The organism is Ktedonobacter sp. SOSP1-85 (genome assembly GCF_016587415.1).
In the GTDB taxonomy this organism is placed as follows: domain Bacteria; phylum Chloroflexota; class Ktedonobacteria; order Ktedonobacterales; family Ktedonobacteraceae; genus Ktedonobacter.
This window is the reverse complement of the sequence record NZ_BNJI01000001.1, coordinates 5273394-5286585: the sequence shown is the minus strand read 5'-3', so window position 1 is coordinate 5286585 and position 13192 is coordinate 5273394. Positions and strand designations below refer to the sequence as shown.

12 protein-coding genes are annotated in these 13192 nt (G+C 53.0%); 5 read left to right on the top strand and 7 right to left on the bottom strand.

What is annotated here, in order from left to right:
* Positions 1-15: 15 nt before the first annotated feature.
* Positions 16-1167, bottom strand: a complete 1152-nt coding sequence (locus KTE_RS22035; RefSeq protein ID WP_201384683.1) for a HAMP domain-containing histidine kinase — start codon at positions 1165-1167, stop codon at positions 16-18.
* Positions 1168-1291: 124 nt separating this feature from the next.
* Positions 1292-1624 (bottom strand): hypothetical protein, encoded by a 333-nt coding sequence (locus KTE_RS22030; RefSeq protein WP_201384681.1) that lies wholly within the window; start codon positions 1622-1624, stop codon positions 1292-1294.
* Positions 1625-1847: 223 nt separating this feature from the next.
* Between KTE_RS22030 and KTE_RS22025 the strand changes: the two genes are divergently transcribed.
* On the top strand, positions 1848-3422 hold the full coding sequence (locus tag KTE_RS22025; protein ID WP_201384679.1) for an HD domain-containing phosphohydrolase: 1575 nt from the start codon (positions 1848-1850) through the stop codon (positions 3420-3422).
* Positions 3423-3645: 223 nt separating this feature from the next.
* Here KTE_RS22025 and KTE_RS22020 read toward each other — a convergent pair whose 3' ends face one another.
* Together KTE_RS22020 and KTE_RS22015 are read right to left on the bottom strand one after the other, a co-directional pair.
* A complete protein-coding gene (locus tag KTE_RS22020) occupies positions 3646-4395 on the bottom strand; it encodes an SDR family NAD(P)-dependent oxidoreductase (protein WP_201384677.1) in 750 nt (249 codons plus the stop codon).
* 68 nt (positions 4396-4463) lie between these two features.
* Positions 4464-4766 (bottom strand): antibiotic biosynthesis monooxygenase, encoded by a 303-nt coding sequence (locus tag KTE_RS22015; protein WP_201384675.1) that lies wholly within the window; start codon positions 4764-4766, stop codon positions 4464-4466.
* A 203-nt stretch (positions 4767-4969) separates the two neighbouring features.
* Between KTE_RS22015 and KTE_RS22010 the strand changes: the two genes are divergently transcribed.
* The 4 genes from KTE_RS22010 (at position 4970) to KTE_RS21995 (ending at position 7908) form a co-directional block, all read left to right on the top strand.
* Positions 4970-5926, top strand: a complete 957-nt coding sequence (locus tag KTE_RS22010) for a hypothetical protein (protein ID WP_201384673.1) — start codon at positions 4970-4972, stop codon at positions 5924-5926.
* 77 nt (positions 5927-6003) lie between these two features.
* A complete protein-coding gene (locus KTE_RS22005) occupies positions 6004-6714 on the top strand; it encodes a peroxiredoxin-like family protein (RefSeq protein ID WP_201384671.1) in 711 nt (236 codons plus the stop codon).
* A complete protein-coding gene (locus tag KTE_RS22000; protein WP_201384669.1) occupies positions 6711-7415 on the top strand; it encodes an NAD(P)-dependent oxidoreductase in 705 nt (234 codons plus the stop codon). The genes KTE_RS22005 and KTE_RS22000 overlap by 4 nt, the downstream gene beginning before the upstream one ends.
* Positions 7416-7455: 40 nt before the next feature.
* Positions 7456-7908 carry a nitroreductase family deazaflavin-dependent oxidoreductase gene (locus tag KTE_RS21995; protein ID WP_201384667.1) on the top strand — a complete coding sequence of 151 codons (453 nt, stop codon included), beginning with the start codon at positions 7456-7458 and terminating at the stop codon, positions 7906-7908.
* 52 nt (positions 7909-7960) lie between these two features.
* On the opposite strand, the gene KTE_RS21990 is transcribed toward KTE_RS21995, so the two are convergent.
* The 3 genes from KTE_RS21990 to KTE_RS21980 all read right to left on the bottom strand — a co-directional run bounded on the left by KTE_RS21990 (position 7961) and on the right by KTE_RS21980 (position 12802).
* The gene (locus KTE_RS21990) at positions 7961-9004 is read right to left on the bottom strand and encodes an alpha/beta fold hydrolase (RefSeq protein WP_201384658.1); all 1044 of its coding nucleotides are present in this window, start codon (positions 9002-9004) and stop codon (positions 7961-7963) included.
* Positions 9005-9200: 196 nt separating this feature from the next.
* Positions 9201-11399, bottom strand: coding sequence for a LuxR C-terminal-related transcriptional regulator (locus tag KTE_RS47650; protein ID WP_236600516.1), 2199 nt, complete (start codon positions 11397-11399; stop codon positions 9201-9203).
* Between the two features lie 146 nt (positions 11400-11545).
* The gene (locus KTE_RS21980) at positions 11546-12802 is read right to left on the bottom strand and encodes an MFS transporter (protein ID WP_201384656.1); all 1257 of its coding nucleotides are present in this window, start codon (positions 12800-12802) and stop codon (positions 11546-11548) included.
* Between the last annotated feature and the right edge of the window lie 390 nt (positions 12803-13192).

The window sequence follows — 13192 nt, the reverse complement described above, 5'->3', positions numbered from 1 at the left end:
CTGGTGAATCTCGTCTCATTCGCCTGTTTCCTCCTCATGTATGAATGTGGGGGCTCCAAGAGCATTATCCAAGAAACAATACAACGTGTCTCTGATGCGAGTTTCATCGATATATACCGGGTAACCTGCCTGTTGCTCAGCACACGAGAAGCGAATGACACGTTGCGGATGCGCATATTGTACCTCTTCAACAATGTGTCGTGTAAGCTCGGCCAAATTGGAACGTTGTTTATGCAGGATGAGATTCCCGGACTGGAGCAGTGAGTCATCAATCATGTGATTGATGAGGCGCTTCATCTGGTAGGCACTCAACCAGGCGCTCCTGAGTCCATGTTGCATACGCTCAAAGCATCGTATCAGTTGTTGCGGATCGATATTCCCATTTGCGCATTTTTGTAAACGATGTTGCGCCAACTGCAGGCTTCCCATCAAGCTGGTGAGCGGAGTGTTCAATTCATGGCTGGTCAAGCTGATAAAGCTGTTCATGCGTCGATTCGTCTCTGCGAGCGCCACTTCGTTTGCCTGAGATTTTACCCATTCATGCATTACAAATAAACGCTCGAGCGCCAACATAATCAGTGTGGCAATGGCTTTGATAATCTCGAAGTTTTCCTGTGTATACGCATTTGCGTAACTCGGCTTTCCTACGATAAGAATGCCACTCAAACAATCTCTTGCATAGAGAGGAGCAATGAGAACATTTTGGTCTCGCATCATCCCCTCATATTCGGAAGGAATGTGAATATGTGTGCGAGGCAAGAGAAGCACTTGCCCCGCGTGGAGAGAGGCGCGTGCATCTGCATCAAAGTAATCTGAGAGGGTATGGCTACCAGATCTTTCTTGTAAAAATTGAGCTTCTACAGGCGTAAATCCACTAACTGCCACTGTATGCAAATATTCTTCAGGAGGAGAGATAGCAATCATACCGATCTGATCACAATCAATTTGCTGTTTGGCAAGCATGATCAGATGTTGCGCCATGCCCCTCATCTCAGTCAGTGCATGCCAGGCCTGTTGAGGTGGCATGAGGGATGTATGGACTGGTAATGCTTCAAGCAGAGAGACAAACGACAACACCGGCTGCTCGGCCGCAGTCGATGCACTTTGCCTCTTTTCCGCTTGCGCTGTTGCTGTTGACCGTTTAAAGGCATGACTATCTTTTTTCATAGGTTGCCTCATATTGTTGGAGACCTGGCGCCAGCACGCATGAACTCTCTACACATTCCCACTCACATCATTATTTTGCCGTCTTCCAACCTGAGCAAGTGCAATGTGGGGAGTTTTCAGTGCTTTAGCCAGGCAGAGGCATCAAAGACGTAATGTCGCTGTGCGGAGAAAGAGGCAGGGGAACGATGGAAAAATCAAGAATATCCTCATCCATATGCAGCATCCTGAAAAGGCTGTTCTTGAAAAAGAGCGGCACCTTTTCACCATTGAGCCAGATACAAATAACTCCTTCCTGTCTGCGCTGGCTCGAGCCAGAATAAGCAATTCTTGCTTCTCCCGCAGCTTCTGCCTTAATTTTATCTTCAATTTCATAGGCGAGTTGTCTCAAAACAGAAAGTGAGCATGTACATATAATATATGATTCAGTTCCTTCTAGCACCTTCCCACCTCTCTTCATATACATCATTCCTCTCTACCTTTCTGACAACAAGAGCAACCTATCTGCTTTCAGGATGGTGTTATTACTATCTGCCCTTGTGCTTTGCTTCTTCCGCGATAATGGGTATAATGTGAGAGAAGTGTAGCATATAACCTTATGGTCATACATCGGTGAGTTCCCCTATATCCAGATCTTTTTATAGAGTAGAGAGCTGTTTGTGCACCACAGGTGAGAGCGTGTTATGGTTGAAAACAAGCAGTCAGATGAGAATCTAGCGACGCTGCTCTGCGCGCTTTCCTTTGCCACGGGTATGGGCTTTGGTGAGGATATGGAGCACGGGATGAAAAGCGCCTACCTTGGCCTCCAGCTTACCAACGCCCTTCGACTCTCGCCCGACATACAGGAAGCCGTCTTCTACGGCGCGCTACTCAAGGATGTCGGCTGCACCGCCTGTTCGGCAGGTATCTCGGCATTCTTTCCGGACGACGAACAGGTGCCGCGTGCTGATTTCATGCTCGTCGATCCATCACAGCTTCATGAAATGCTAGGCTGGCTCTCGCGCAATGTCCCCCTGGATGCACGCTTCCCCAGTCGCGTCACCAAACTCTTCTCCTTCATCGCCCAATGTGGCCCTGTCATTCGTGAAGCTATGCGCGGACATTGCGAAGTGGCTGAGCTCTTTGCGCGCAGGCTCGGGTTTCCAGAGACTGTACAACATACGCTCCGCTTCCAGTGGGAACGTTGGGATGGCAAAGGGTTGGCTTATAGCTTAAAGGCCAGCGAGATACCGCTTCCCGCGCGTATCTTACACCTGGCACAGGTCATGGAACTCACAACCAGCGTTGGAGGAATAGCCGCAGCACGCACCCTCGCCAGAGAAAAGCAAGGTACCCGCTTTGATCCAGACATTGTGGAGGCGTTCCTGCACCTGACCCCCTCAGACCAGGGGGGAGACGACCTGGAGCACCCAATAACCCGCGAAGCGATCATACAAATGCGCCCATATACATCCGCTGATACTGTCACGACAGACCGCAAAGAAGACGTATGCCAGGCCCTGGCGGACTTTGTTGATGGCAAAACGCCTGGAACCTGGCATCACTCACAACTTGTCGCCCAGGTAGCGGAGGGCATAGGCAAGCAACTTGACTTAAGCCCTGGCGAGCTCTACACACTCAAATGCTCGGGCCTGGTCCATGACATTGGCAAGGTCGCGACACCCTCTGGTATTCTTGTCAAAGGAGCGCGTAGATCCCAGAGCGAATGGGAAATTTATCGTCTCCACTCTTACTATACCCAGCGTGTCCTGGAACAGGTCGCCCCATTGCGCGATCTTGCCCCTATTGCCGCCTCACATCACGAATGGGTCAACGGGCAAGGCTACCATAGGCAACTCCAGGGTGAGCAGATACCACTTGCAGGGCGTATTCTTGCCGTCGCCAATACCTATGTGCGCGCAACGCAAGAGGGGCAGCAAAATCATGAAGAACAAAAATCGCGTGTACTCGCCTCAATGTCTGCATGCGTGGGAACGCAACTTGATACTGCATGCTATGAGGCCCTGGTCGCTTCCTTGCAAGCTGGCGATACTAGCAAAAAAGTAGCGCCGAAGCGCTCACAGGCGACTGATCTGACCCAGCGCGAAATAGAGGTGGTGCGCCTCCTCACCCGGGGGCAGAACACCCCTCAAATCGCACGCACCTTGAGTATCAGTAAAAAAACGGTTGAGCACCACCTGGCCCATATCTATACAAAATTCGGCGTCTCCTGCCGTACCGCCGCGGTTGCCTATGCCGTACAACAAAACCTCGTCTAGTATACTGCGAATCTCATCAGGTTAAGGAGAGCGAACTTTGGGGGCTGTGCCTCGCGCCATTGTGAAGCGCCCCCGGTGGCCAGCGTTCGTACCCGGCGAGATAATGCATGCGGGCTAAGGTCTCATTCTAGCACATGGGGATGAAAGCGAGCTATCCAGGAACAAAGCGACCAGGTAAAACACATCGCAGATATCTCGATGAGATACCCGCGACCAGGATCACTTAGATTTGTGCCTGCCCTCCATCGACGAAGAGTTCAATCCCATTGACAAAGCTGCTCTCATCTGATGCGAGGAACACGGCGGCTTTCGCAATTTCGTCAGGATCACCCAATCGCCCTAGCGGCACGATGGACGCGAAGTGCGTCAAAAGCTGTTCACGCTCCTCCTCAGTCTGTACTAAGCCATTCAGTCCCGGCGTATTGGTCGGGCCAGGGCTGATGGCGTTAACCCGGATCTGGCGGGATCTCAGGTCCAGAATCCAACTGCGCGCGAACGAGCGTACAGCAGCCTTGGCTGCACTGTAAACACTCAACGCTTCAATACCTGTAATCGAGGTCGTCGAGCCAGTGAGAATGACTGAACCGCCGTCTCGCAAGAGGGGAAGGGCCTTTTGCACGGTAAAGAGCGTCCCTTTGACATTGGTGTTAAACGTTTGATCGAAGTGAGCTTCAGTGATGGCCTCTAATGTAACCAGTTCTCCCCCACCGGCGTTGGCGAAGAGGATGTCAATGTGATCGTGACGCTGCTTGACCGTGGCATATAACTGATCAAGATCCGCGAGATTCGAGATATCCGATTGAACTCCAGTAATGTTTCTCCCGATCTGCTTGACTGCCTCATCGAGGAGGCCCTGGCGGCGACCGGTGATGTACACGTACGCCCCCTCTGCGACGAAGCGCTGGGCTGTGGCGAGGCCAATGCCACTGTTCCCACCCGTGATAACAGCAACTTTCCCTTCGAGTTTGGTCATGATTGTTCCCTCCATTCGTAGTGTGGGTTGTCAGAAAAAAATAAACAGCCTCAAGGTCTCTCAAGCCACTATTCAGGCAGTTTTGCCAGGAGGATATCGACCTTCTCTATGGCAAGCGATCCCTCAACAAACAGTTGGGAAGCTCTTGTTTGCAATTGCGGCCAACGGGCCTGGTAATATGCTTGCCGACCTGCTTCATCGGAGAACACATCGAAGACATTGAATACTGAAGGCTCCTGGCGAAATGCGACCCAGGTGGTTGTGGCATGCTCCTGCTGAACGATGGAGAACGCTTCCTGGAGAGCCTGTACAATGAGTGCCTCATTACCGGACTTTACCTCTACTCGCGTAAGAGTTCCTACAATCGCCATTACCGTAACTCCTTTTCTTCTTGCCTATACCCTTTCTGCAAAATACACCTCTTGCAGAAAAACATCTTAATTCCTCATGTATTGGTTCCAGGAAATAGTATAGAAGGGAGCAGGTGTTGTACCAAGTGTAAAACTACACCTGGATTGGCGAGAAATTATTCAATGGATCGGATCTTAGCCAGTCCTCATAGCAGGAGAGAGGCATGATTGAAAGCAACCCCAAATCTTCTCAGAGATCAAATGTGCTACACGACACCCTTGAGGAGATTGAAATCCTGCGGCTCGCTCGTCAGAAAGAGGTGAGGGATCACCCTCATCCACTCCTCAAACGCTTTACGCAACAGGAGCTAACTGATGAAGTGTGTCCCACCTATAAAAATTTGCTGGTCGGCCGCTCACAGCGAATTCCCAGCCGCCAGACATTGATGCAGATTGCCGATTATCTGGAATGTACCATTGCCCAGCGCAATGACTTGCTCTTAGCCGCTCGCTATCTTCCAGAAAGTCTTGAATTAAAGGGCATTGAACTTCGGCAAGCATTAGAGCAAGCCCGACAACTCATGGGAACCCTCCCCTATCCCGCCATGCTTGTGACCCATACCCTGGAAATAGAGACAATCAACAAGGCCTTCCAGCGCCTCTTTGAGCTTCCCTCACTCACCGCGCTTCCACGTACACAACGACATGTCCTCCCTTTATTTTTTCGGTATGATTTGCCAATCCGAAGGCGCTCAACCTTTAATGAGCAGGCCGTCACAGCCTGGCAGGCGGGAGTGTCACGGGGCATTCAACTCTTTAAGCAAAGCAACAGGTTATATCAATTTGAACCGTGGTATCAAGAACTGGTAGATCAGTTCTGCGCAGTTGCTGATTTTCGTCAGTATTGGGAACGAACGCCTGAGCTACACGATCAGCATCAGGAGCCATCAAAGTTGCTGCTCGGCCAAAATGCCACAACTGGAGAAATGCTCCCCATTCAACTCCAGCATGTTCGCATCTCGGTCTGTAGCCACATGTATCCCTGTATCATAGCGCTTCTCCCCCTGGATGACGCGGCTCGCGCTGTCATTGCATCCCTTAGCAATGCTGAGGGATCTGTGCTCAATGATCTGGCATGGGCAAAATCAGGCCAGAAAGTTGTCCCAAAAGTGACCGCGTAACCCTCTTTCTCTCTAGATGATCACCAAGAGTGGTCATGAGCATAACATCTCCATTGCTAGAAAAGGAAAGAGGGAAGATGGCAACAGATATCCCATCAGGCTCTTTAGCAAGCATAGTAGCAAGCACGATTCCAACCGACATTCCATTGCAGGAACAGATTGATACATTCGTGGCTCGGGGGGCAAAATATGTCCCAGAAGAAATGGCGAGGCAAGTGGATAGCCACATTGAGCACCTTGCCGCATCTGGCGTTGCGGAATTCGCGCTGAAGGAAGATGAGCAGGCACCTGATTTCACGCTGCCCGACGCCTTGGGGCAAGCGGTGACGCTCTCGCAGCTACTCACACAGGGGCCGGTCGTCATCATATTCTATCGTGGCGAATGGTGTCCCTACTGCAACCTGGAATTGCGTGCCTATCAGAAGGCGTTGCCGCAGCTCCAGGAACTGGGGGCAACACTTGTCGCGATTTCTCCACAGACGCCAGACCACAGCCTCTCAACGCAGGAAAAGCACGAGCTGGGCTTTGTCGTACTTTCAGATAGGGGGAATCGTGTGGCACGAGCGTACGGGCTTGCCTTCGAGCTCGACGAGGCAGGAAAAGCCTTGCATGCCCAGCTTGGCGCAGACTTACCTGCCTACAACGGCGACGATTCATGGGAATTGCCGGTGCCAGGAACATTTCTCATCGATCAAGCCAGGACGGTTCGCCTGGCTTCCGTCGACTCAAACTTTTTCCATCGGCTTGACCCATCGGTCGTGATTGCGCGGCTTAAGGAGTTAAAATGAAAATTGTCATTTTTGGCGCGAATGGTGCGACAGGAAAAATCTTGACCAAACAGGCCCTGGAGGCAGGGCATATCGTGACGGCTGTTACTCGCCACCCGGAAACCTTCCCCCTGCAAGATGTCCACTTGAACGTGATGGAAGGAGACGTGTTCGATCTCGCGGTGGTTGAACAGGCTGTTGCTGGACAGGACGCGGTCCTCTCCACCCTTGGTGTCCCCTTTAGTCGCGAGCCAATTACCATCTATTCGCGGGGCATGGCCCATATCACACAAGCCATGAAGCACTCCAGCGTTCGTCGCGTCATCTGTGTCAGTTCAAGCGCGACTGGTACGAACCACGAGACGGGAGGCGGTTTCATCTTTGATAAAATTCTGCAACCGATCGTGATGTCCACAATTGGGAAGACGACCTACGCGGATATGAAAGAGATGGAAACTATGTTGAGGAAGAGCGACTTTGACTGGACGGTCGTCCGGCCCTCTGGTCTCTTTGAGACAGAAACCGTCACCGATTACCAGGTGGCTGAAGATCACATCAGCCGACAATTTACCTCCAGGGCAGACCTGGCCGACTGTATGCTCAAACAACTCACCACGAACCAGTACGCACGTAAGGTGATCGCCGTGGCAACGTTTTCGGCGCAGCCCAGCATGCTGAAGTTTATGCTGCAAGAGGCCTTCAAAGAGCCCGCCAAAAGCTGAGAAGAAGGACGAAAAACACTCTAAGAGATTGGTCATAATTATGGCAAAAACATATCATGCCCCTCTGTTTGTACGTTTGGCAAATGTTATGACAACGACCCTGCTGCGCGCGGGCTTCAAGCTCGTAGGACCCGGCAACTACCCTATGTACCTGCTTACGGTGCGTGGGCGCAAAAGTGGACAGCCACGTACGGTTCCGATTGTAACTATTGAGCGTAATGGGAAGCGCTATCTGGCCTCCCCGTTTGGAGCCGTGGCCTGGGTGCGCAATCTGCAAGCCGCGGGAGAGGCTACCCTCACGCGTGGGCGGCGCGTTGAAAGAGTCAATGCACGAGAACTACCCCTCAAGGAGGCAGCTCTCGTCTTGCAAGAAGATATCAAAGGCGGCAACCCTTTTGCTAGCTACTACCAGGTCAACGCGGAATCTTCCTTTGAGGAATTTGAACGTGTGGCGGGCAAACATCCTGTGTTTTTGTTACAGGGCGCCATGTGAAACCTTATATAACCGCACTGCCCTCTGCTGGACGCAGAGGGCAGTGCGCTCATTATTTCGTGCCAACGACCGAGGCGAGTACCAATGGCCGCACCCGTTGCAGGAGTTCGTTGAGAAACTGTTCTGGCCGTGCAAAAGCCGCCAGGTGACCAGCCTGTTTGATCAGGACAAATTCCTTGTGCGGAGCCTCAAGTGTGTCGAAGTAGGCCTTCGCCGCAGCTGTTGGCGTGATCGCATCGGTATCGCCCTGGAAGACGAAGAATGGGATTTCGAAGCGCGCACCAAGCGCGCAGAGATCGGACACCATAAGTTCGTTCAATAGTTGATCAGTCGAAAAGTTCATGCCCTTGAAGATGTCTATAAGATCTCCCAGCGTGTGATCGGGTGAGGTCAGCATGGCTGGCAACATGATATCCATAATCATGTTTGGAATCGTTGGGTTGGCCTTGATCGTCCACTGGTGCAGTGCTGTAAACTCTTTAGCAGTAAGCTTCCCTTTCCTGGCTCCAAGTTTCTCCACTGCTTTCACACCTCGGGTATTGCCTGAGGCGCGAAGCCACTCCAGCGTCAGTTGATACGAAAGCTCGCTGGCATCGGGCGTGCTATTTTGGTCGGTGCCCACATAGGCGGCAAACAACTCAGGCCGATGTTTGACCATCATGGTCCCAGTAATGCTGCCGACCGAGCTGCCCACGAGAATGATGGGCTGACCAAGGTATTGGCGCAAAAACTCCGCGATCTCGATCCCGTCCTGGACCAGGCGCTCAAACGTGAGGGGGCCGGTGCCAGCCTTCCCATTTTTGTGGAAGGTCTTGCCCGCGCCGCGCTGATCCCACTGAACGAGCGTAAAGTACTTTTCCCAGGAACGTAATAGGGGAGCAAAGATCGAATAGGTTGAGCCTGGGCCACCATGGACAAAAAACAGGACCGGGTTGCGGCGGTCCTCGCCGCGGATCGTGATCCACTGGTCGATACCACCAACCTTGATGAAGCGTTCATTGACAATCCCATTGGGAGTAGTGATCATAAGCGCTTTCGCGAGCTTTTGCTGCCTGCTTTTGCGTGTCATAAGAGCGGTGAACATGTTGACAGCCATGAATATTTTCACTTTCTTTTCGCGCCATCTCTCTGGAGAGAAGAGCAAGATTTTTGTTTTTTATTGTGTGTCTGTTGTCATTGCTTGCTACTGTTGAGAGTATAGCCATTTCAGGAGAAGAACTCCCCACCCATGCGGGTAGTGCGAAGGGTAGTTGATAGAGAGGCGAGGAGGTAGTGAAGAGAGGAGAGGCTATCTAGCGTGGCTCATAACGCTGAGTATTAGAGGGAGAGGAGAGATGTAACTGGCGCGCCGCCTCACTGGCCTGGAGGCGGTTGCTGACACCTAGCTTCTGATAGAGGTGCTTGATATGGTACTTCACAGTATTGACTGAGATAATCAATTCGCTCGCGATCTCCTGGTTGCTCAAGCCCGCGATCAGCAGGTGCAGCACTCGTTCTTCGTGCGCGGAGAGCGGCTCCACCAGTCCATTGGTTTCCACTCTCCCTTCCAGTCTGTCCAGCTCACGCTGCGCCTCTACGATCACCTTCTCATCAGAGAGTTCGCGAGCGCTTAAGAGCGCCTGGTGAAGATGCGTTTGCGCGAGCGCGAAGTCGCCCTGGGCCAGGTAAATCTTGCCCAGGGTCAGAAGAATGTCAACGGCAAGAAAGCGGTTGCCAGGCGGAAGGTTATCCTCCTGAGCCTGGAGCAGCATCGCGCGCGCCTCGCTCACCTGGCCAAGATCCAGCTTTTCCTTGCCCACAAAAAAGAGGCATGCCGACCGATACATCTGCACTCGCCGATCCAACGCTCCTTTTCGCGGCAAGAAGATGAGTGCCTGCTGGGCGAAATGCACAACTGAAGAGAAGGGGGCTTCATCCAGCAAGGCGCTCAACGCGCGGTGCGCCCAGATGGCACCAATCCAGGAGACGTCGCCACTGCGCTGCCAGCCCTCTTCGGCCAGTTGCAATAACCTCTCGATACGCACGCGTTCGCCATCAGGGATAGTGGCCACCTCAGTGGCTAACGCTGCTTCCTGAGCAAACCAGAGTTTCACCGGAAAGCGGAGTTCGGTGGCAAAGAGAAAGCAGAGCATGGGATGCGCGCGTACAACCACTTCCGGAAGCAGCTCCATCCATCGCAACATCGTTTGTGGCTCAGAGAAATTTTGGACGTGTACCCGCTCGATCAGCCGCGCGACCCGCTCCATATCCTGCGCCAGCGATGCGGCCTCGATAGCCTCTGTGAGCAACGCCTCCTGCTCATACCATACGCTGGCTCGCAAGGAGAGGTCACGCAGGGCCTCTTCACCCAGCCTCCGTTCGGCCTCATGCCGCATGGCCGCCGCAAAGAGCGCATGATAGCGATACCAACCTCCAGGTCCCTCCAGGGCTTCCAGGAAGAGTCCAGCCTGCTCGGCTGCCTCCAGTTGAGTCGCGCTCTGCTCATCCCCGGTGACGGCTACACACAGCGTAGCAGAGAGGCGGCCGAGAATGCTGGTTTGAAGGAGAAAGCGCTGTATTGGCTCAGGCTGCGTCTCCAAAATCTCGTAGACAAAGTAATCGAGTAGCGAGCGATCGGCAGCGGTATCCAGCGCGCCAAGCGAGAGGACGGCCTGGTCAATGGCCTCCTGAGTTCGCCATTTCGAGAGGGCCAGCGAGAGCAAGCGTAATCCGGCAGCCCACCCCTCCAGCTTGTTATCAAGTTGCTGCAGAGCCATTGGCGACAGGTCGTGAGGGAGGGCCTGGCGAAAGAACGCTGCTGTCTCCTGGAGGGAGAAGCGCAGATCGCTTGTCTGTAGCTCGTATACCTCACCCCTGGCTCGCCAGCGCAGGAGCGGAAGTGGCGGTTCAGAGCGCGAAAGCAGCAGAATATGAATCGTCGCGGGCAAGTAATCGATAAAAAAGGCCAGCGTCTCATGAACACGAGCATCCTCGATCACATGATAGTCGTCGATTACCAGCAGACCCTCGAAGGGCGAGCGCGCAAGGGTGTTGAGCAACTGCGTCAGAGCCGAGTCCAAGGCAGGTGGCTCAAAGGGTGAAGGGGTGAGCGGACTAAGCAGGGCCAGCGCTGCCTGTCCCGAGGCCTGCTGCTCCGGTGCCAGGAATTTGAGGCAGGCAGTCATGAGGTAGCGCCAGAAGCGCAGGAGATCGTTGTCGCCAACATCAAGCGAAAGCCAGGCAAGAACGGCATCTGCTCCCGATGTGTCCTGTGCCTCAGGAAAATGGAGATGCTGCCACTGATTAACCAGCGTCGTTTTGCCGGAGCCTGCTGGCGCCTGGAGCACCGTCACTTTGTAGTTCAGGCTCGCGTCAAGCTGCTCAAGCAAGCAAGGTCGTCTGACCAGCTTCCCTGAGAGAAGTGGCGGATGCAGCTTGGTTTCCAGCAGCGGTAGCACGGATGGAACAGGAATCAGGTTAGTATCCTTTTCAAAAGGCGTATCGCGAGACACAGAGCCGCCCTTTCCAGTCGTTGATGTCAGAAATATCTTATCTGAGAAGTATAACAGATAAAGAAGATTTTGGATAAAACTTGTTGCGCTTCCTTCCTAAAAAAGGATTGGGTGATGGGTCAGTTGACTCATCACCCAATCCTTTTTTAAGCGCCTACCCGACGCATGTGCGGGTTCAGTGTGGCTGCGAGGGCAAGAAGTATAAGGCCGGCTGTCATGATGAGGATGGTGAACGTCGTCCCGGCATTCTGGAGCAGGAACCCGGTCAGCGCCAGGCTCACAGGGTTACTACTAAAGACAATCAGTCTGTACACGCTATTGATGCGACCCTGTAAGGCATCAGGGATCAGGGCCATACGCTGACTTCGCTGTAGGACATCAAAGATAGGAAAAAGGAAAAAGAGGAGGGCGAGAATAGCCCCAAGCGTGAGCAGGTTGGGAGCCAGGATCAGCAAAGGCGCAAGCAATGCCTGTGCCCACAAGGTGATGAGAGAGATCACAAAGAAGCTCAGACGGCGGTGGAGTAGCGGCGCCGCCAGCGCACCAAGCACCCCGGCAACCCCTGCGACGGCGAACAGGACGCCAAGATCTACCGTCGAGGCATGCACATGTTGCCCCAGCACAATACTGACCAATGTGATTCCCCCTGTCATCAGATTGATCCCGCACAGGAGCAGTGCCAGCGAGCGAATGAAGCGCTGCTCCCATAGCCACTTCAGACCCTCTTTGACCTCTGTCATCAAGGCACGTGAGGCCCTTGCTGTACGCTCCTGTTGAAATGAGGTTCGAATGAAGAGAAGCGAAAGACAAGAGCAGAAATACGAGACAGTATCTGCCAGAAAAGGGAAGAGACTCCCAACACTATAGAGGAGGCCACCCAGCGGCGAGCCGAGGAGCATCGCAATATTATAGGTCGCGATATTTTGCGCGCTGGCGGCAGACAATTGCTCCTTTGAGACGACCTGCGGCAGGCTGGAGACTTCGGCGAGGTCGAAGAAGACAAAGAGAGTCCCTTCCAGAAGGGAGACAAGATACAGTTGGATAAGGGTCAGATGGCCGAAGAATAGCGCCAGCGGAATGCTTGCCATACTCAGAAAACGCCCAATATCACAGAAGATCATCACCTTCTTGCGGTCCCATCGATCCATCAGGGCACCTGCGGGCAAACTGAGGAAGAGATAAGGAATGGTACGCAGCGCCGCCGCAATCCCGGCCTGAGCAGGTGAATGGGTGAGCGCGAGGATCAGCAGAGGGAAAGCCAACTGTGACACCTGTGAGCCAGTCTGCGAGACCACCTGACCACCCCAGAGGAGCAGATAGTCCCGATTCCGCCACAGCGGAAGAGGCGCACGTGCCTCTGATATCGCTTCTTTGATCACAACCTGATTTTGATTCTCTATCACGAAATTGTTCCTTTTTAGTTAGCTTTATAAATTGCACGAAAAGCATGCAGGCATAAAATGCTTGCAAAAATGAATAAGGGAGTGATGGATGCATCCGAAATCAGGCCAGGTATGAGGGCTGATCATCTTCGAGACTGAAGGGAATGCAAGGGAGGAAACATGTAGAGCTGTCTTAGCGCGTTGTGGATGTGCCCAACCCGGAAAGGATGCACCATCTTTCTGTCGAAGGAATGTGCTGCATAAGAGTGCCCCTTTCTTTCTGTTGGATAAACGACGCTTGCCTGGCTTAGTATAGCATACCAGGTAGCCCATCGCAACGAACGAGCCAGAGAAGGCAAAGAGCCGCAATACGATCTTGAACATGCCCTCATGGACCATCTCAGCTTAAAA